The sequence below is a fragment of the Acidovorax sp. GW835-FHT14G06 genome (genome assembly GCF_058793595.1).
The window spans coordinates 1-19,708 of sequence record NZ_JBXAGA010000014.1 but is presented as its reverse complement, the minus strand read 5'-3'; the positions used below and the strand labels follow the sequence as shown (position 1 = coordinate 19,708).

The window sequence follows — 19,708 nt, the reverse complement described above, 5'->3', positions numbered from 1 at the left end:
TCTCAGCGCAAGGCACCAAACACCTTGCGCGCGATGGCGCTGCCTGCAGCAGCCGGGTCCTGGCGAATGCGACGCTCTTCCTCGCCGATCATGAGGTACAGGCCATCCAGCGTCTTGCCGGTCACGTACTGCGCCAGGTTGGCGTCTTCGGCCTTCAGCAAGCCAAAACTCGCGGCCTTGCCCGCGAAGGCGTTGTATTTCTGCGTGAGGCCGACTTTCTCCGTGGCCTCGTTCACCACGGGCAGAAAGCGCTGGCCCAGTGGCGTGCGCGTCTTGTCGGCAAAAAAGGCGGTCACCGAGTTATCGCCTCCGGTGAGGATGTTCTTGGCGTCGGTCACCGTCATGTTCTGCACCGCGCCCACCAGCAGGTCCTTGCCCATGGGCACGGCCGCTTCGGCGGCGCGGTTGATGGACACCACCAGCTCATCGATGCGCTTGCCCTGGCCCAGCGACTTCATCACCTTGGCGGCGTCGTCCAAGTAGCCGGGCAGGCCGATGCGCACCTTGGGGTTGCCCAGAAACCCGTCGTTGCGGCCCAGCAGCGACACCGCCGCCTGCGCCCCCTGGGTCAGCGCGGCCTTGAGGCCGCTGGAGGCGTCGGCATTGGTGAGATCGCCCAGCGACAGCGCCCAGGCGTGCTGCGCGGTGGCGCACAGCAGCGCCCCCATGAGGCTGGTTTGGTGGAATTGGCGGCGTTGCATGGGGCGGTACTTTCGATGGGGGCAGCAGAGGAGGCCCGCTCGGCCGCCACTGCAATGAGGGCGCACTGTGCCGGAGCCGTGCGGGGGATTGCCCGGGATTTTCGCTCAGCGAATGAGGGGCAAGCCGCAGGCCGTAGACTGGCCCCACCCAAGCATCCAACAAGGAACCTTGCAATGTGGCAAATGAGTGTGCCGTGGTGGGAGTTTGTGCTGCGCGGCGTGGTGGTGTACCTGTTCTTGCTGGTGTTCATGCGCCTGTCGGGCAAGCGGCAGACAGGGCAGTACGAGCCGTTTGACCTGATCCTGCTGCTGATCCTGTCGAACGCGGTGCAGAACTCGATGAACGCGGGCGACAACTCGCTCGTGGGCGGGCTGATCTCTGCCAGCACGCTAATGCTGCTGCACGTGGCGCTGGCGCGGCTGGCGTTTCACTTCCCGCGCATCGGGCGCTGGGTGGACGGCAAGGCCCAGGTGCTGATCCACCAGGGCGAGCTGAACCAGGCGCTGATGCGCAAGGAGCTGCTGACCCGCGACGACGTGGAGGCGGCACTGCGTGCCGGTGGCTGCCTGCATGCGCACGAGGTGGAACGCGCCACCATCGAGACCAACGGGCAGATCACCGTGGTGCTGCGCCGCCGTGGCGAAGAGGGCTGAGCCGCCCGCGCCCACACCAACAATCTGCGCCCCCATAGGCCCTCACAACACACGCGACCCGATATGACTGCACTGAACGTTCTGGGCACCATGCTGATGCCCTGCTCCTACGACCCGCTGACCGGCTACTACCGCGATGGCTGCTGCAACACCGACGAGCACGACCACGGCACCCACGTGATCTGCGCACGCATGACACAGGCGTTTCTGGACTTCTCGCTGTCGCGGGGCAATGACCTCATCACCCCCCGGCCCGAGTACCGGTTTGCAGGACTCAAGGCCAACAACCGCTGGTGCCTGTGCGCCCTGCGCTGGAAGGAAGCCTACGAGGCGGGTGTGGCCCCGCCGGTGATCCTGGAATGCACCCATGCCCGCGCGCTGGAGTTTGTGACGCTGGTGCAGTTGCAGAGCGCGGCGCTGTCGAGCAGCTGACCGTTCTGACAAGCGCGGTGGCGCACCCCGGGCCGGGTGTGCCACCCCTTGCACCCTACCTCTGTCGGGTTGCCGGTGATTGGCTGCACGGCGAAAGATCAGGACTTTGTGCTCCTCACTTTCGCTGCACATGCGGCCACACCCGTCACCATGACCATCACCCTTCCTGCCCAGCAGCGGCGCGCGCGTGCCGCTGCGTCTCTGCCCACATCCTCCACCCCGCTGCGCCTGTGCGCGGTCAGCGCGGCCATGGCCGCTGCCGTGCTGCTGAGCGGCTGCGAGACCACCAACATGCGCATGGGCAGCGCCGACGCCAAGACCGTGGCCACCGGCAGCGCTGCGGGCGGTGCCTCCACCGGCGCCAGCGACTCGCTGGAGCGTTGCGAAAGCCCGCTGGGCACCGTCTCCCTGATCGAAAACCAGCAGGCCGGCTGGTACACCATCCTGCGCGACCAATACCGCCTGCCACCCACCGCCAACCTGCTGCGTCTGCTGGTGCAGCAGTCCAACTGCTTTGTGGTGGTGGAGCGTGGCGCAGCCGGCATGAACGCGATGACGCGCGAGCGCGCGTTGATGCAGTCGGGCGAAATGCGACAAGGCAGCCAGTATGGCCAGGGCCAGATGGTGGCCTCGGACTATGGCCTGTCACCCGAAATCGTGTTCCAGAACAACAACGCAGGCGGTGCCTCTGCATCGCTGGGCGGCCTGGTCGGTGGCCGTGCGGGTGGCTTGCTGGCAGCCATCGGCGGCAACATGAACACCAAGGAGGCCAGCGCTCTGCTCACGCTCATCGACAACCGCTCTGGCGTGCAGGTGGCTGCGTCGGAAGGCAGTGCCGCCAAGACCGACTTTGGTGTCATGGGGCAACTGCTGGGCGGCTCGGGCGGCGCGCGCATGGGGGGCTACTCCAACACGGCAGAAGGCAAGGTGATTGCTGCCGCCTTCATGGATGCGTTCAACCAGATGGTGCAGTCGCTGCGCAACTATCGTGCCCAGACGGTGAAGGGCCAGGGCCTGGGGGGTGGCGGGCGGCTGAGTGTGGACGGCGCCGCGCCACCCTCGCAGACATCGGCCGTGCGTGCTGCCGCGCAAAGCAATGGAGCCACCGCAGGACTTTCGCTGCGCGATGCGCAGGCGCGTCTGAATGAGCTGGGCTACAACGCGGGCACGCCTGATGGCGCCATGGGCGGCAAGACCACCGCAGCGCTGCGCGCCTTTCAGAAGGACAAAGGGCTGCCCACATCCGGGCGGCTGGATGCGGCCACAGCGGCTGAACTTGCTCGCTGAAGCCTGAGGGATGCCCCGGGGACACCGGGGCGGGTGGCACTGCAGCCATGGGCGCACTCCAGCACAAAGCGGATCACATCCGATCAAAGAAAAGCCCCCGCAGCAACTTCGTTCGCTGCGGGGACTTTGGGTTGATTGGGGGGCCGTACAGCCCCCAGCACTCAGTTTTGCGTGTAGCAGGTCCTGGCGGGCAAAACGGTGTCCACGTAGCTCTCCACGCTGGCCGCTGTCGGGAACGCGGTGGGTATCTGATCGCCAAAGATGCACAGGCGGGGCCCCTTGCGTGCCCAGACAGCGCGCGATGTCAGGCCCGACGGCTGGGTCCACAGCCCCCAGAACGCGGTCAGCGTGGCCGTGCTGCCGTTGCGGTCGAACGCCACATTGCCCACATCGGTCAGCGGACCTGCGACGGTGCCCGTGCCGGAACAGCTGGCGTCGGCATAGGTCACCACACCGATCTGCCCCGTCACGCGGGTGTCGCTCTGGCGGGTGATGCGCCACAGCGAGCGTCCCCAGGTTCCTGGCCGCACCACCACGCACAGCTCCTGCTTCCAGTCGCCCTCTGGCAGCCCCAGCGCCGCCGTCGCGCAGCTCACGTCCACCGAACTCACATTGGCCGACCCTACCGTGCCCGTTCCGTTGCGCACCGTGCAGCTCTGGCCCGAAGGCTGCGTGCGCACCGTGATGGCGTAGGCCGTGCCACCCGCCAGTGCCGTGCCGAACGTGAAGCCGCCGTTGCTGGAGACCGACAGATCGTCGCGCCCGTTGTTCTGCAACGCCACCGCGCTACCCGCCAGGCCGCTGACCGAGCCGCCCACCGTGTAGGTGGCAGCCGCCAGGTTTTCGCAGCGCACCTGCACGTTGCTCACGTTGGCAGTGGCTGTGCCGGTGCCTTCCGTCACCGTGCAGCGCTGCCCGCTGGGCTGGGTCTTCACGGTGACGGCATAGGCAATGCCGTTGTCCAGGCGCGTGGCGAACACGAAGTTGCCATTGGCATTCACGGTCAGGTCGTCCTTGCCGGCGTTCTGCAGCGTCACCGTTTTGCCAGCCCCCAGACCGCTGACCGCGCCGCCGATACTGAATGCGCCAGCGCTGGGCGGAGGCGTGCCGTTGTCGTCATCACCACCGCCACAACCCACCAGCAAGGCGGCAGCCAGGCCCAGGGGGGCCCAGCGGAAGATAGGTCGTGCAGAGTGCCAGGTGCGCCCGGCACCCGTTGCGCTGGCTTGTCGTGTCATGAACAGAAACCTCGTGATGGTGAATGGTGCGCGGATTCTGTACAGCACCCCATCCCGGGCGAAACCCTACGCTGGTAGGGTTTGCGCGCCGTCCATCCTGCTGAACACTTGGCAGAATTTGCCCGCAGGCATACCTTCTGGCACCGGCATTCCGCCGGGTTGCGCCCCCCTCCACCACCGCATGTCCTCCACCTCTCATTACGCGCTCATCCTTGACGACCATCCGTTGGTGGCACACGGCATGGCCGAATTCCTGCGCGCACGACTGCCGCAGATGGACGTGGTGGTGGCCGCAGGGGCAAACGACCTTCTGCGCTGGGTGGACACGCGGGGCACACCGGCCATCGCGCTCATCGACTTCTGGCTGGCAGAAGGCGCCGCCGTGGGCCTGATCGCCCAGGTGCGCAACCACTGCCCCGGAATGCCCATCGCGGTGATCAGTGGCGACGATGACCCCGCCGTGATGGACCAGGCCCGGCAGGCAGGCGCGCAGGGCTTCATCCACAAACAAGCAGCGCCGGAAACCTTCGGGCTGGCGGTGGAGGCCTTGCTGAGCGGGCTGGTCTGGTTTGAGCCGGGCCATCCGGGCAGCCAGCCGCTGCGCAGCCGCGACCTGCCGGTGACACCGGCCGAGCTGGGCCTGTCTGCACGGCAGGGCCAGATCCTTGCGCTGGTGCTGCAGGGGCTGCCCAACAAGCGCATTGCATCGCAGCTGGATATTGCAGAGAGCACCGTGAAGGAGCACGTGACGGGCATCCTGGAGCGGCTGCGGGTGCGCACACGGGTCGAGGCTATCACCCTGCTGCGCGGGCGGCGGCTGGAGCTGCCCTGATGCGCCTCGCCCGGGCTGTGGTGCTGGTCGCGGCCTTGTGCTTGCAGACAGCGTTGCCCGCAAGGGCGCAGGCACTGAACCCGGACCTGGCCGAGCTGGACCGGCTGCAGAACCTGTCGCAACGCAACAGCGCCGAGGCCGTGCAGGCGCTGCAGGCCGCCGCGGCGCGCTTTGCCAACGCGGCCGATGCCACGACCCGGCGCACTTACTTGGCGGCGCTGACAGACGCGGCCTTCGAGACCGGGCAGGCGACGGTGGTGACCGAGGGCATTGCGCAGCTGAAGGCGCTCGCCGCTGCGCAGAAAGATCCGTCGTCGCAGGTGCTGGCCGTCTGCTTCGAGGCCCGGCAACTGGCCGTGGCGGGAAAAACACGCGCCGGACTGGACGCACTGGCGCGCGAAGCGGTAGCCGCCGAGCGCGCACCCGACCCCTGGGTGCGCTGGCTCTACCACCTGACGCTGGGCGCCCTGCACAGCGGCAACGGCCAGTTCGAAACGGCGATGACCCACCTGCTGCGCAGCCTGGAACTCTCACGCACGCTGCCACGCCAGGCAGCCACGTCTGAGTTGCGGTCGCGCACCCACCTGGAGCTGCTGCACTTCGACATGAAGAACCCGGACCGGGCGCTGCAAACCATCCGCGAGGCGTTGCCCCTGGCCGAAAAGCTGGACGCCCGGCAGGCGCTGGGCTGGCTGCACCTGCACCGTGGCAATGTGGAAAACGTGCAGGGCAACCTCGACACCGCCGTGGCCGCCTACCGGCAGTCCCTGCAGATCGCCCGCGCTGGAGGGCTCACCGGGCTCCAGGCCACGGCGCTGAACAACCTGGGCGACGTCCTGCTGCAGCGCAAGGCGTATGCCGCGGCCGAGCCCGTGATGCGCGAGGCCCTGGCCGCGTACCGCAATGCACACGAGCTGAACGGGGCCGCAATGGCGCAAGCCAATCTGGGCTTTGCACTCATGGGCCAGGGCCGCATTGCGGCCGGCGTGCACGAGGTGGAGGCGGGTATCCGGTTTGTGCAAGAAGCGGGCTCCCTGCCCATGGAAGAGCAGTTGCTGGGCGAGCTGTCGCGCATGTACGAGCAAGCCGACCTGTACCGCGAGGCCATGGCCACCACCCGCAAGCAGCAAGCGCTGGCCAAGGAGCTGTTCCACACCGAGCGCGACCAGGCCGTGACGACCTTGCAGGAGCGCTTTGACAGCGCTGAACGGCAGCGCCAGATCGAGCAGCTGGCGCAGGCCAATCGGGTGCAGGATGCCGAGCTGCGCGTGCGCCGCATGCAGCAGATCGGACTGGCGGCTGTGGTGGCACTGGCACTGCTTGCGGCGGGCGCCAGCTTCTGGCTGTACCGCCGCACGCGCACTGCCAATGAGGCCCTGGCCGCAGCCCGGCGCCAGGCGGAAGGCGCCCTGACCGAGAAAAACCTGTTCCTCGCCACCGCCAGCCACGACCTGCGCCAGCCCGTGCACGCCATGTCCTTGATGGTGGAGGCGATCAACCTGCGCAATACCGACCCGGTCCTGCGCCCGCTGGTGGCCGACCTGCGCACCAGCATGCTGGCCATGAGCCAGCTGTTCAATGCGCTGCTGGACCTGTCGCGCCTGGAGTCGGGGCAGCCGCTGGGCCACAAAGCCGCCGTTGACCTTGGCGCGCTGCTGGCGGACGTTGTGCGCCTCTTCCGCGAGCAAGCCAGCCTCGGCGGCCTGACCCTGCGGCTGCGGCTGCCGCGCCGTGGCGCCACCGTGTGGGCCGAGCCGGTGCTGCTGCGCCAGGCGCTGGCGAACCTGGTGCAGAACGCCATCCGCTACACACCGCAGGGCAAGGTGCTGGTGAGCGCACGCGCACGCGGCGGTGACTGGCTGGTGGAGGTGCGGGACACGGGCATTGGCATCGCCCCCGCCGATCAGGCCCGGGTGTTCAGCCCCTACTACCGGGGAGCGCGAGCCGACCAGATGGACGACGCGGGGCACGGCCTGGGCTTGGCAGTGGTGGCGCGCTGCGCCGAGCAGTTGGGGGCGGCGTACGGCGTACGTTCGCTGGCGGGACAGGGGTCGCGCTTCTGGCTGCGGCTGCCAGCCCATGTGACACCCGATGCAGGCGCGTCCACCGCCCCCGCAGCGGCACACCGCCAGTCCATCGTGGACCGCCCGCTGCAGGGCCAGTGCCTGGTGCTGGACGATGACCCCCAGGTGCTCAAGGCCTGGCGCGCCATGCTCGAAGCCTGGGGCGTGACGGCAGCCTATGCCACCACCGGGGCCGAAGCCCATGGCCGGCTGGACGAAGGCCTGGTGCCAGATGCCATCTTCTGCGACCAGCGACTGCGCTCGGGCGAGAGCGGCTTTGACCTCCTGCGCACGCTGCTGGCCCGCTGCCCTGCCGCCCGGGGTGCGATGGTCAGCGGCGAGTTCGACGCCCCCGCATTGCGGGACGCAGAAGACGAGGGCTACCTGGTGCTGCGCAAGCCCGTGAACCCTGCAGAACTGCACGCTGTGCTGGCGCAGTGGCTGGCCCCCAGCAACAGGCGGCAGGACCAGAGCGCGGTTCCTTTCCCATAAGCACAGTCAGCTACTTTTTCAATAGCGCGGCAGTACACCTACCGGTGTCTTTCGAAGCCCCGGCCGCCGCAGAACGTGCGGTTGTTGCCTGCGGCCTGCTCAGGCAAAGGCAGGTATCACGGCACCGGTCGTCTGCCAGCGGTGCACCGCCCGTCTGCCCGCTGCACGCGGCGATCACGCAGCCCCCTACCATCCGCAGCCAACGACCAGCGACACCGACACGCTGGCAAGTCATATGAGGAGGGAGCCACGCCATGACCGCTACCGGGACCACCCCACCGCCCGGCCAGCCCCGCTGGCTGTACCAGGCGCAGGATGCGCAAGGCCGCCCCACCGAGGGCTTCGTGCATGCCCAGACGGCCGAAGAAGCCATGCAGGCCATTGCGGCGCTGCAGCAGCCCCCGCTGACCCAGGTGCAGCTGCACACCTCGGGGCTGTATGCCCGTGCGATGACCGAGATGGCGGACGACGCACTGGGCACCCTGGACGTGAAGGCACTGCGCCAGCTGGCGCGCGACCAGATCGAAGCCCAGGAGAACCCCGGCCTGTGGACCACGCTGCGCCAGCTGCTGCGCAACAACCGCACCTGGCTGCTGGTGTGCGCGGCCCTGGTGGCGCTGGCCGTGTGGCGCCAGTGGAGCGCGTGGGCGCAAGGGATTCTGGTGCTGGCCATGCTGGCGCCGCTGGGGGTGTTTGCCTACATGCACCAGTTTCAGCGCATGTACCAGCAGATGCTGCACGCGCACGCCACGGGCGACCTGCCCCGCCTGGACGTACTGGCCCAGCGGCTGGCACGCGCCGCCGAACGGCATGCATTCTTGCGACAGCCCGCCTGGGACGCAGCCGTGCGCATGGCCTGGTTCGAGGCGCGCGCCGAAGGGGTGGACGCCTCCATCCTGCGCTTGCGCATCCACCCCATGCGCCCGGCGGACGAAGGCGAATTCTTGGCCCGCATCTATACCTTGCCCCTGGCCACGGGCGACCATGCGGGCTTTACCGCCCGCCTGCGCGAGCTGATGGCGCAGCGGCCGGGAGAGCCCACTTTGCAGTTGGACCTGGCCCTGGGTGAGGCCCGCGCGGGCCACACCGACGAAGCGCAGCGCCTCGTGGACACGCTGCAGCCCGCCCTGCTGCCACCCCACGGGCAAGCGTTCATCGACTGGGTGCGGGGCATGATTGCGCTGCGCGACCCGGCCCGGGCGGGCGAGGCCGCCAGCCACCTGGGCAAGGCGTGTGAGCAATTTCTGGGGCTGGTGCGCAAGGCCCCGGGCGCCTGGCCCTCACTGGCCGTGTGCACCTGCGACTACGCGCTGGCCTTGGCCTGGAGCGGGCGCGCCGAAATGGGGCGCACCGTGTTTGCCAGCGTGCAGCCGGTGGCCCGGCACCACGCCGAGCCCGAGCGTCTGGCGCTGCTGGAGCGCGAGTTGCGCCTCAGGGGCTGAGCGTTTTTTGAGCTGCGCCCGAAAGGCGGGCAAAAGGCGGGCCGAGAAACCTGACTCGCAGGCTCAAGCCAGCGCGCGCTGGATGATGATCTTCTGCACGTCGCTCGTGCCTTCGTAGATCTGGCACACGCGCACGTCGCGGTAGATGCGCTCCACCGGGAAGTCGTTCACCACGCCGTAGCCGCCCAGCGTCTGGATGGCGGCGCTGCACACGCGCTCGGCCATTTCGCTGGCAAACAGCTTGGCCATGGCGGCTTCCTTCAGGCAGGGCTTTCCGGCATCGCGCAGCGCGGCCGCGTGCCAGATGAGCTGGCGCGCGGCCTCGATCTGCGTGGCGCAATCGGCCAGGCGGAAACCCACGGCCTGGTGGTTGAAGATGGCGGTGCCGAAGCTTTCGCGCTCTTTGGAATACGCCAGCGCCGCGTCGAACGCGCTGCGCGCCATGCCCACGCTCTGCGCGGCGATGCCGATGCGGCCGCCTTCGAGCGCGCCCAGGGCGATCTTGTAGCCCTCGCCCTCGGCGCCAATCAGGTTCTCGGCCGGGATGCGGCAGTTGTCGAAGTTGATCTGTGCCGTGTCGCTGCTGTGCTGGCCCAGCTTGTCTTCCAGCCGCGCCACCACATAGCCCGGGTTGCTGGTGGGCACGAGGAATGCGCTCATGCCCTTCTTGCCCGCGCCCTTGTCGGTCACCGCGATGACGATGGCCGCATGGCCGTTCTTGCCGCTGGTGATGAACTGCTTGACGCCGTTGATCACGTATTCGTCGCCCTGCTTCACCGCCGTGGTGCGCAGGGCGGAAGCATCAGAGCCCACATGCGGCTCGGTCAGGCAAAACGCGCCCAGCATCTCGCCACGTGCCAGGGGTGTGAGCCAGTCGCGCTTTTGCTGCGCGTTGCCGTAGCGCATGAGGATGGCGTTGACCGGGCAGTTGGTCACGCTGATGGCGGTGCTGGTGCCGCCATCACCGGCGGCGATCTCTTCGAGCACCAGCGCGAGCGTGAGGTAGTCGAGGTGGGCACCGCCAAACTCTTCGGGCACGCAGATGCCATACGCGCCCAGCGCGGCCAAGCCCTGGTGGGCCTCCTTGGGGAAGTGGTGTTCCTTGTCCCAGCGTGCGGCATTCGGCCACAGCTCGGTTTGCGCAAAGTCGCGCACCGCGTCGCGGATCATTTCCTGGTCTTGGGTCAGCAGCATGGGAGTGTCTCCAGAGTCGTTGTTCAAAAATTCGGGGGCTTAGTGGCTTGCGGACTACCAGTGGGCAGCGCGGCGGCCGTCGTAGTGCAGCAGGCGGCCCTTGTCGGCAGCGGTCACGCTGGCCAGCGTGCTGCGCAGGCCGCGCACACTGTCTTCGACCGTCAGCGGCGCACCGCCGCCGCCCATGTCGGTCTGCACCCAGCCGGGGTCGATGGTGACCAGCGTGGCGCCGGGGTAGTCGTGCTGCGCGGCGGCCACGGCCATGTTCAGCGCGGCCTTGCTGGTGCGGTACAGCCACGAGCCGCTGTTCGGCACGCTGCCGATCTGCGACATGGACGAGGACAGAAACGCAAACACGCCGCCCGCCTCCGCCACCAGGGGCGCCACCTGCGGAATGGCCTGCATGGCGCCCAGCACGTTGGTGTGCATGACGGCATCAAAGTCTTGCTGCGTGGGTGGGGTGAGCGCGTTGGGGCGGCGGATGACACCGGCCACATACAGCGCCAGGTCCAGCTTTTCGCCGTCAAGCTGCCAGGCCAGGCCGCTCACGCTGGCGGGGTTGGCCACATCCACGGTGAGCACCTCGGCGCCCAGCGCCAGCAAGCGCTCGCGGCCGGCGTCGTCGCGCACGGTGGCGATCACGCGGCGCCCGGCGTCGGTGTACTGGCGCACCAGCTCCAGGCCGATGCCCCGGGACGCGCCCATCACGAGTATGGAGTTCATTTTCAAGCCCAATATGCCGCAAGCGCTAGTGAATCATGCGCCAACAGCTATCAATTCAGGAGTAAACAAAACAGCGACATCCACTCAGGCAGACAGGTAGCCGGCGTACTCGAAATAGCCCGACCACGCGGGGTCGTACGCCACCTTCAGCTCCAGCGATGCCGCCTCGTCGCGCAGCAGCAGGGGCGCCAGCGTCTGCTTGGCCAGTTGCTCGTCGCTCACGTAGTACAGCGCCTGCCGGCGGCCCGCGCGCATCAGCGTCAGCACCAGAATGCCCAGCTGCGGCACTTGGAGCAGCGTGGCGGCTTGCTCGTGCAGGTCTTGCACGGCAGTCAGTGTGTCGCTGTAGGGCACCGCCAGGTCCACGGTGAGGGCATAGGCCAGGTCGGCCCGCATGGCCACAGCGTTGGCACTGGTGTTGACCATGACCACGCCGGTCTCGGGCGCGTCTTCGCTGTCGATGTCGTCAGCGGGCAGTTCGTTGCTGTCCTCGTCGATGGGGCAGTCAAACTGCAGTTCCAGCCCGTCCCATTCGGCATCGCCCGTGGGAAAGTGGCCGGTGTGGCCCAAGGTGTCGGTCCAGTAGCGGTCGAACACCGGGGGCAGCTGGCTCAGCGGCACCCAAGGTGTATGGGTATCGCCGGGCTCGCCCACAAAGTCCACCGCGCCCACCTTCACGGCAAAGTCGTACTCGCCCAGCACATGGTCGAGCATGATGAACGCCATGTTGCGCGCGTGGTCCTGGTAGTCGCTGGGGATCTCGCGGCCAAAGCGGATCTCCAGCGCCGCCTGCCCGCCATCCTGCTCCAGCGCCACCAGCACTTCGGACGTGGCCAGCTCAAAGCCTTCCATGCCGATGGGAAAGTCCGGCTGCGTGGTGCGCTCGCGAAACGCGCGCACGCGGTAGTGCGGCAGCGCGGGTGCGGCCGCCACCACCTGCGCCAGCAACGGAAACCGCTCGATGCTGCCGTGGGCCGTGACGATGAGGTCCACCACGGCATCGGCATCGTCGCCGGACATCTCCAGCGCCAGGCCTTCCAGGTGCTGATCTATCAGCGCATTGGCCGCCCCCACACGCTCGCGCAGCGGCTGGGCCTGGAGCGATGCCTGGGCATCGGAAAACGCGCGCCAGAAGGCGCCGATGGCGGGAGAGGGGGTGGTCATCGCGGTCCTTGTACAAAGTCGGGAATCATCCCATCTCCAGCCAGCGGCCTCAGACGAGTTCCAGCGCCACGGCCGTGGCCTCGCCACCGCCGATGCACAGGGTGGCCAGGCCCTTGGTCAGGCCGCGCGCCTTGAGTGCATGGATCAGCGTGACCATGATGCGCGCACCGCTGGCGCCGATGGGGTGGCCCAGTGCGCAGGCGCCGCCGTTGACGTTGACCTTGTCGTGGGGCAGGTCCAATTCCTTCATCAACGCCATGGGCACAACGGCAAAGGCTTCGTTGATCTCCCACAGCTGCACGTCGCCCACTTGCCAGCCGGCCTTGGCGAGTGCCTTTTGTGTGGCGCCCAGGGGGGCGGTGGCAAACCACTCGGGCTCTTGTGCGTGCGTGGCGTGACTCACGATGCGGGCCAGGGGCTTGGCGCCCAGCTTCTTGGCCGTGGACTCGCGCATCATCACCAGCGCGGCAGCGCCGTCGTTGATGCTGGAGCTGGACGCGGCGGTGATGGTGCCGTCCTTCTTGAACGCGGGCTTCAAGGTGGCGATCTTCTCGAGCTTGACCTTGCCCGGGCCTTCGTCCACCGACACCACGGTCTCGCCCGCACGGGTCTTGACGGTGACGGGCACGATCTCGGCCGCGAAGGCGCCCGACTCGGTGGCGGCCTTGGCACGCTGCACGCTGGCGGTGGCAAATGCGTCCTGCTGTTCGCGCGTGAAGCTGTATTTGGCCGCGCAGTCTTCACCAAAGGTGCCCATGCTGCGACCCGCTTCGTACGCGTCTTCCAGGCCGTCGAGCATCATGTGGTCGAAGATGCGGTCATGGCCCAGGCGGTAGCCGCCCCGGCCCTTTTGCAGCAGGTAGGGGGCGTTGGTCATGCTTTCCATGCCGCCGGCCACCATCACGTCGTGCGTGCCGGCCAGCAGCATGTCGTGCGCCATCATCGCGGCCTTCATGCCCGAGCCGCACATCTTGCTGAGCGTGACGGCGCCCGCGCCCTTGGGCAGGCCGCCTTTGAACGCGGCCTGGCGTGCAGGCGCCTGGCCCTGGCCGGCCATCAGGCAGTTGCCAAACAGCACTTCGCCCACGGCGTCGGGCGAGACACCGGCACGCTCGATGGCGGCCTTGATGGCGGCACCACCCAGGTCGTGCGCGGACAGGCTGGAGAAGTCGCCTTGCAGCGAGCCCATGGGGGTGCGCGCGGCGCCGACGATGACGATGGGGTCTTGGGTGAATGCAGACATGGTGATGGTCTCCTGTGAACGGTTTGAATGGAAAGACGGGGTTAAATCAGAGGGGCGAACGGGCCGACGCGCTCCGTACAAAGCGCCGATCTGCGTCATAGGGAAAGACGTCAAACATGTGCCCCGCGCGGATGCGCTCCTGGTGTGACTGCCAGAAGGCGGCATCGAGCAGGTCGGCGTGGTGCTGCATGAACACCTCGCGCACAGCGTCGTTGCCCAGCAGGAAGGGGCCAAAGGTTTCGGGAAACACATCGCGCGGGCCCACGCTGTACCAGACCTCGCCGCTCATCTCTTCTTCCTCGTTGCGCGGCGTGGGCACGCGGCGGAAGTTGCAGTCGGTGAGGTATTCGATCTCGTCGTAGTCGTAAAACACGACCTTACCGTTGCGCGTGACGCCAAAGTTCTTCCAGAGCATGTCGCCGGGGAAGATGTTGGCGGCCACCAGGTCCTTGATGGCGTTGCCATACTCGATGACGCTGTGCTCCATCTGCTGGCGCGCGCGCGGGTCAGACAGGCCGGTGTCGAAGGCTTCCTGCAGGTAGATGTTGAGCGGGATCATGCGCCGCTCGATATAGAGGTGCTTGATGATCACCTCAGTCTGGCCGTCGCCGTCGCGGTCGCTGATTTCGAGCTGGCTGGGGGCGAACTTCTCGATCTCTGCAATGAGTGCATCGTCGAAGCGGTCACGCGGGAAGGCGACTTCGCTGTACTCCAGCGTGTCTGCCATGCGGCCCACGCGGTCGTGCTGCTTGACCAGCAGGTACTTGGCCTTGACCTGCTCACGTGTGGTTTCCTTCTGGTGCGGGAAGTAGTCCTTGATGAGCTTGAACACGAACGGGAAGCTCGGCAGGTCGAACACCAGCATCACCATGCCCTTGATGCCAGGCGCGATGCGGAACTGGTCGCTGGAGTGCTTCAGGTGGTACAGAAAGTCGCGGTAGAACAGCGTCTTGCCCTGCTTGGCCAGGCCCAGCGCGTTGTAGATCTCGGCGCGCGGCTTGCGCGGCATGAGGCTGCGCAAAAACTGCACGTAGGCGCTGGGCACCTCCATGTCCACCATGAAGTAAGCGCGGGCAAAGCTGAACAGCATCTGCATGTCGTCTTCGCCGAACAGCGCGGCATCGATGTACAGCTTGCCGCTGTCGTCGTGCAGGATGGGCAGCGCAAACGGCACCTCGTTGAAGCCGTTGATGATCTTGCCCACCACATACGCGCCCTTGTTGCGAAAGAACAGGCTGGTGAGCACCTGGATCTGGAAGTTGGTGCGCAGCCTCACCTTGTCGAGCCGGCTGCGCATGGCGCCCACCACGCAAGCGGTGTCACGCTGCAGGTCGGCAAATTCGCGCTGCAGCTGGAAGTTCTCGACGATGGTCTGGAACGTTTCGCCCAGCGTGTCCCGCGACGGGTAGTAGGCGCGGTAGGTGGGGCGCGCGGCGGGCTCGTCGTTCTCGATGTATTCGGTGCTGACCGCGGGCCGCACAAAGATGAAGTCGTTGTGAAAATGCGTGCGGTGCAGGATCTTGGTGGTGACCGAATTGAAGAAGGTCTCGGCCAATTCGGGCTGATGGTGATTGACCAACAGGCCGATGTAATGCAGCTTCACCTGGTGCCATACGTCCATGGGCTGGCCACCTGCGCCAAACTCCTTTTCGAGGCGCCGCACGCACTCTTTCACCCGCAGGTCGTAGAACTCGATGCGCTCGCGCTGCGCCCGCTGCTGACCATGCCAGTCGCCGGTTTCAAAGCGGTGCTTGGCCCGCGCGGACTCCGTGCGGAACAGCCGGTAATGCCGGTTGAAGCCATCCATCATGGCCTTGGCAATACCGTAGGCTTGGGGTGCATCAAGGCGTTGCGGGAACATGGTGGCAGGCTTCTTGGCTTCTTTGTCAGCGCAACCGTCGTTCGGCAGGCACAGCGCCGGTCGGCTTACTGCCGCCGGGTCGCGGCCACCCCGGCGATTGCCGCCTTGTACAGCGACTCCAGGCCTTCGGTGCTGTCCACGGACATATGCAGGTTGTTGATGAGCCCATCCTTAAGGCCGTAGCACCAGCCATGCAGTGTGACCTTCTGGCCCCGGCCCCAGGCATCCAGCATTACGGTGGTCTGTGCAATGTTCACCACCTGCTCGATGGCGTTGAGCTCGCACAAAACGTCATGGCGCCATTCGGGTGCGGTAGCGGCGATCAGGTCACGGTGGCGGTCGCGCACATCGGTCACATGGCGGATCCAGTTGTCCGCTAGGCCAACCCGCGTACCCTCCAGAGCGGCCAGTACGCCGCCGCAGCCATAGTGCCCCACCACCATCAGGTGCTCCACCTGCAGCTGGTCCACCGCGTACTGGATGGTAGACAGGCAGTTGAGGTCCGTAGGCACCACGACGTTGGCCACATTGCGGTGCACAAACACTTCGCCCGGCTCCAGCCCGGTGATCTGGTTGGCTGGCACCCGGCTGTCGGAACAGCCGATCCACATGTATTTGGGCTTTTGCTGCGCCAGCAAGCTGGTGAAGAAGCCAGGCCGCTCCCGCTCCATCTGGGCCGCCCAGGCGCGGTTGTGGACAAACAGGTCGTCGATGGAAGAAGGCATGGGGTCCTTGGTATGTGAGGGTTGGTCAGTCAGTCTTCGCAGGTCAGCAGGTTTCGGCAAACAGCTCGCGGCCGATCAACATGCGGCGAATCTCGCTGGTTCCCGCACCAATCTCGTACAGCTTGGCATCGCGCCAGAGGCGGCCCAGCGGGTACTCGTTGATATAGCCGTTGCCACCATAGATCTGCACGCCTTCGCCTGCCATCCAGGTGGCTTTCTCGGCACACCAGAGGATCACGCTGGCGCAGTCCTTGCGGACTTGGCGCACGTGGTCGGTGCCGAGCATGTCGAGGTTCTTGGCCACAGTGTAGGCAAACGAGCGGCCCGCTTGCAGCACGGTGTACATGTCGGCCACCTTGCCCTGGATGAGCTGGAACTCGCCAATGCTCTGGCCGAACTGCTTGCGGTCGTGAATGTAAGGGATCACGTTGTCCATCACGGACTGCATGATGCCCAGCGGGCCGCCAGTCAGCACCGCACGTTCGTAGTCCAGACCACTCATCAGCACCTTGGCGCCCTGATTCAGGCCGCCCAGCACGTTCTCAGCCGGCACTTCGACGTCCTGGAACACCAGCTCGCCCGTGTGGCTGCCGCGCATGCCCAGCTTGTCGAGCTTCTGCGCAATCGAAAAGCCCTTCATGCCCTTCTCAATCAGGAAGGCGGTCACACCGCGCGCGCCCAACTCAGGCTCGGTCTTGGCGTAGACCACCAGGGTGTCGGCATCAGGACCGTTGGTGATCCACATCTTGCTGCCATTAAGCAGGTAGTAGCCACCCTTGTCCTCGGCCTTGAGCTTCATGCTGATCACGTCCGAGCCCGCGCCGGGCTCACTCATGGCCAGCGCGCCCACGTGCTCGCCGCTGATGAGCTTGGGCAGGTACTTGGCCTTTTGTGCCTCGTTGCCGTTGCGGTTGATCTGATTCACACACAGGTTGCTGTGGGCGCCATAGGACAAGCCCACCGAGGCACTGGCGCGGGAGATTTCTTCCATCGCCACCATGTGGGCGAGGTAGCCCATGGCGGCGCCGCCATATTGCTCGGACACCGTGATGCCGAGCACGCCCAGGTCACCCATCTTGCGCCACAGATCCATGGGGAACTGGTCGTTGCGGTCGATTTCTGCCGCGCGGGGGGCAATCTCCGCCTGCGCGAAGTCGCGCACGGCATCGCGCAGGGCGTCGATGTCTTCGCCCAGTTGAAAGTTGAGGCCAGGAAGGTTGGCAGGGATGCTCATGGGGTTGTCTCCTCAAAAAAGGTAATGGAATGGGCCGGATTCAGCCCTGGATGCTGTCGCGTCCGGTGACCGCCATAAGAGTGCATCCCATGGTGGCGACCAGCTTTTCTTGTCTGCCGTCGATGGCGAAGGCGCGGCCTTCACACACGGTGATGGTGCGGCCGGGCTTCAGCACCCGCCCTTCCATGCGAAATCGCTCGCCCTTGGCAGGGGCCAGCAAGTTGATCTTGAACTCGATGGTGAGCACGGCAGCGTCGGCCGCCATCAAGGTGAAACCGGCATATCCACACGCAGAATCTAGCGCAGTGGCCACCATGCCCGCATGGAGAAATCCATGCTGCTGGGTCAGCCCAAGCGCCCAAGGGAGTTCGATGTCCACGGCACCCGGCGTCACAAGGCCCAGCGAGGCACCCAGGGTCTGCATGGCTCCCTGGCGCGCAAAACTGGCGCGTACGCGGTCGGCAAAGTCGGTGCAACGCGGCTCAAGGGGGGGCGTGCTCACAACAGTCTCCTGATTTACGTTTACGTAAACGTCAATTATGAATCAATTTTGCTTTTCTACCTTGGCCAGTAGCGTGCGCGCCTCTTCTTCGTGCTCGCGCACCTCTTCCAGGTTGGCCTGTAAATCGGCCATCTGCTCTTCGAGCTGCTTGCGATGCACCACCAACACGTCGAGGAATTTGCGCAGCTGAACGCCGGTGTCACGGGGGCTGTCGTAAAGGTCGATGATCTCCTTGGCTTCCGTCAGTGAGAGGCCCAGGCGCTTGGCCCGCAGCGTCAGTCGCAGCCGGGTGCGGTCGCGCGCGCTGTACACGCGATTGCGTCCTGCAGACCCAGTGCGCTCAGGCTGCAGTAAGCCCATGTCTTCATAAAAACGGATCGCCCGGGTGGTGAGATCGAACTCTTTGGCGAGGTCACTGATGGTGTAAGTGTTGGCCATGGTGGGTGCTGCACACAGCAGTATCGGTTTCGCAAATGAGACAGCCCGGTGGCGGCAGCTCCCTACAATGCATCGAATGCATGACGTTTACGTTAACGTCAATGCTAACCCATCAGACCTTCGCCATGAATCCACTCGAACACCAGATCCACTACCCGCTCGGCGACGCGCTCCCTCCCGAGGGCGGCTCCATAGTGGTCGCGCCGGGAGTCCACTGGATTCGCATGGGTCTTCCCTTCGCACTGGATCACATCAATCTGTGGCTGCTGCGCGACCGACAACCGGGCGCTGGCGGTGTGACACTAGACGGGTGGACAGTGGTGGATTGCTGCATCGACAGCGCTGCGACCCGTGCACAGTGGGAGCAGATTTTTGTGAATTGTCTGGGTGGCTTGCCCATCTTGCGTGTCATCGTGACCCACATGCATCCAGACCATATCGGTCTCGCCCATTGGCTGTGCGAGCGGTGGGGGGTGCAATTGTGGATCAGTGCCACCGACTACAACGTGGCTCGGGTCGCTGTTTATGACCCGCAAGGGTTTGGCGGCGAAGCAGGGGCGGACTTCTATGCCCTGCACGGTGCGCAAGACCCTTCCTTTTTGGCCCATGTACGTGGGCGGGCATCGTATTTTCCGACCCTTGTGCCCGCGCTGCCGCCCCGCTTTCGCCGAATCATGGATGGAGACACGCTGAACATTGGGGGCCGAGGATGGCGTTGCATCAGCGGTTATGGACATGCGCCCGAGCACATGGCGCTGTTCTGTGCTGAATTGACCACGCTGATCAGCGGTGACATGGTGCTACCGCGCATCTCGACCAATGTCAGTGTCCATGCCAGCGAGCCCGAAGCCAATCCGCTGCAATTGTTTTTGACTTCGCTGTTGCGGTACCTGGACCTGCCGGAAAGCACATTGGTGCTCCCATCGCATGGCAAGCCGTTCACGGGATTGGCCACGCGCATTGCGCAGCTGCAGAACCACCACCACGAGCGGCTGGCGGATATCTTGCTGGCAGCCCAAGACAATGCGCTGAGCGCTGCAGATACCCTGCCAATTCTCTTTCAACGCAAGCTGGACACCCATCAGATGACTTTTGCTATGGGTGAGGCGCTGGCGCATCTGCACCATCTGTGGATGGATGGGAAATTGGAGCGGTTTCTCGATCAGGCCGGGGTTCAGAGATTTCACGTACTGAACGGTGGAGGCGGATAAACGCATCCGATCCGCAATGATCCTGTGTGATCAGTTGCTCGTCGCGTCGCGGTGCGCTGAAGCTACTCACACGGCGTGACTTGAGATGGTGCGCACGCCTGGTCGGGACAAGTAATCTGAGATGGGTTGGGAGGGCTGTTGAAGCCGAAAGCATTGAGCAGTCCGCTGTTGTAGTTAATGCGTTTTGGCTGTCCCAAAGCAAAAAACCCCAGTCTTTGTAGACTGGGGTTTTCTGGGCTGTAAGAGCCTGACGATGACCTACTTTCACACGG

At 65.7% G+C, this 19,708-nt stretch carries 18 protein-coding genes; 7 read left to right on the top strand and 11 right to left on the bottom strand.

Going from position 1 to position 19,708, the window contains the following annotated elements:
* Positions 1-2: 2 nt before the first annotated feature.
* Complete coding sequence (locus tag AC1Q64_RS21440; RefSeq protein ID WP_492252751.1) at positions 3-701, bottom strand: DUF4197 domain-containing protein; 699 nt, start codon at positions 699-701, stop codon at positions 3-5.
* A 174-nt stretch (positions 702-875) separates the two neighbouring features.
* Here AC1Q64_RS21440 and AC1Q64_RS21435 point away from each other — a divergent pair, with 174 nt between their 5' ends.
* From AC1Q64_RS21435 to AC1Q64_RS21425, 3 genes are all read left to right on the top strand, one after another.
* A complete protein-coding gene (locus tag AC1Q64_RS21435) occupies positions 876-1,355 on the top strand; it encodes a DUF421 domain-containing protein (RefSeq protein WP_056057813.1) in 480 nt (159 codons plus the stop codon).
* Positions 1,356-1,418: 63 nt separating this feature from the next.
* Entirely contained in the window at positions 1,419-1,787 is a 369-nt protein-coding gene (locus AC1Q64_RS21430; protein ID WP_492252750.1) for a DUF2237 family protein, read from the top strand.
* A gap of 249 nt (positions 1,788-2,036) precedes the next feature.
* The gene (locus AC1Q64_RS21425) at positions 2,037-3,074 is read left to right on the top strand and encodes a peptidoglycan-binding protein (protein WP_492252807.1); all 1,038 of its coding nucleotides are present in this window, start codon (positions 2,037-2,039) and stop codon (positions 3,072-3,074) included.
* A 161-nt stretch (positions 3,075-3,235) separates the two neighbouring features.
* Here the strand turns inward: AC1Q64_RS21425 and AC1Q64_RS21420 are convergent, their stop codons facing one another.
* Positions 3,236-4,312 (bottom strand): hypothetical protein, encoded by a 1,077-nt coding sequence (locus AC1Q64_RS21420; RefSeq protein ID WP_492252749.1) that lies wholly within the window; start codon positions 4,310-4,312, stop codon positions 3,236-3,238.
* A 181-nt stretch (positions 4,313-4,493) separates the two neighbouring features.
* Between AC1Q64_RS21420 and AC1Q64_RS21415 the strand changes: the two genes are divergently transcribed.
* From AC1Q64_RS21415 to AC1Q64_RS21405, 3 genes are all read left to right on the top strand, one after another.
* The gene (locus tag AC1Q64_RS21415; protein WP_056743754.1) at positions 4,494-5,144 is read left to right on the top strand and encodes a LuxR C-terminal-related transcriptional regulator; all 651 of its coding nucleotides are present in this window, start codon (positions 4,494-4,496) and stop codon (positions 5,142-5,144) included.
* The gene (locus tag AC1Q64_RS21410) at positions 5,144-7,699 is read left to right on the top strand and encodes a sensor histidine kinase (protein ID WP_492252748.1); all 2,556 of its coding nucleotides are present in this window, start codon (positions 5,144-5,146) and stop codon (positions 7,697-7,699) included. The genes AC1Q64_RS21415 and AC1Q64_RS21410 overlap by 1 nt, the downstream gene beginning before the upstream one ends.
* 254 nt (positions 7,700-7,953) lie before the next feature.
* Positions 7,954-9,141: a hypothetical protein gene (locus AC1Q64_RS21405; RefSeq protein WP_492252747.1), complete on the top strand. Its 1,188-nt coding sequence runs from the start codon at positions 7,954-7,956 to the stop codon at positions 9,139-9,141.
* Positions 9,142-9,204: 63 nt separating this feature from the next.
* Here the strand turns inward: AC1Q64_RS21405 and AC1Q64_RS21400 are convergent, their stop codons facing one another.
* From AC1Q64_RS21400 to AC1Q64_RS21360, 9 genes are all read right to left on the bottom strand, one after another.
* Positions 9,205-10,335 (bottom strand): acyl-CoA dehydrogenase family protein, encoded by a 1,131-nt coding sequence (locus AC1Q64_RS21400; RefSeq protein ID WP_492252746.1) that lies wholly within the window; start codon positions 10,333-10,335, stop codon positions 9,205-9,207.
* A gap of 54 nt (positions 10,336-10,389) precedes the next feature.
* On the bottom strand, positions 10,390-11,058 hold the full coding sequence (locus AC1Q64_RS21395) for an SDR family oxidoreductase (protein WP_492252745.1): 669 nt from the start codon (positions 11,056-11,058) through the stop codon (positions 10,390-10,392).
* A gap of 84 nt (positions 11,059-11,142) precedes the next feature.
* On the bottom strand, positions 11,143-12,222 hold the full coding sequence (locus AC1Q64_RS21390) for a DUF695 domain-containing protein (protein ID WP_492252744.1): 1,080 nt from the start codon (positions 12,220-12,222) through the stop codon (positions 11,143-11,145).
* Between the two features lie 49 nt (positions 12,223-12,271).
* Positions 12,272-13,465, bottom strand: a complete 1,194-nt coding sequence (locus tag AC1Q64_RS21385) for an acetyl-CoA C-acyltransferase (RefSeq protein WP_492252743.1) — start codon at positions 13,463-13,465, stop codon at positions 12,272-12,274.
* A gap of 46 nt (positions 13,466-13,511) precedes the next feature.
* Entirely contained in the window at positions 13,512-15,326 is a 1,815-nt protein-coding gene (gene aceK / locus AC1Q64_RS21380) for a bifunctional isocitrate dehydrogenase kinase/phosphatase (RefSeq protein ID WP_492252742.1), read from the bottom strand.
* Positions 15,327-15,391: 65 nt separating this feature from the next.
* A complete protein-coding gene (gene can / locus AC1Q64_RS21375) occupies positions 15,392-16,051 on the bottom strand; it encodes a carbonate dehydratase (RefSeq protein WP_291439421.1) in 660 nt (219 codons plus the stop codon).
* Between the two features lie 43 nt (positions 16,052-16,094).
* The gene (locus tag AC1Q64_RS21370; protein ID WP_291439419.1) at positions 16,095-17,285 is read right to left on the bottom strand and encodes an isovaleryl-CoA dehydrogenase; all 1,191 of its coding nucleotides are present in this window, start codon (positions 17,283-17,285) and stop codon (positions 16,095-16,097) included.
* Positions 17,286-17,325: 40 nt separating this feature from the next.
* Positions 17,326-17,787 carry a PaaI family thioesterase gene (locus AC1Q64_RS21365; protein WP_291439417.1) on the bottom strand — a complete coding sequence of 154 codons (462 nt, stop codon included), beginning with the start codon at positions 17,785-17,787 and terminating at the stop codon, positions 17,326-17,328.
* Positions 17,788-17,829: 42 nt separating this feature from the next.
* Positions 17,830-18,225 (bottom strand): MerR family transcriptional regulator, encoded by a 396-nt coding sequence (locus tag AC1Q64_RS21360; protein ID WP_176887134.1) that lies wholly within the window; start codon positions 18,223-18,225, stop codon positions 17,830-17,832.
* A 125-nt stretch (positions 18,226-18,350) separates the two neighbouring features.
* On the opposite strand from AC1Q64_RS21360, the gene AC1Q64_RS21355 reads away from it, so the two are divergent.
* Positions 18,351-19,436 (top strand): MBL fold metallo-hydrolase, encoded by a 1,086-nt coding sequence (locus AC1Q64_RS21355; RefSeq protein WP_492252741.1) that lies wholly within the window; start codon positions 18,351-18,353, stop codon positions 19,434-19,436.
* The last annotated feature ends 272 nt before the right edge of the window (positions 19,437-19,708 follow it).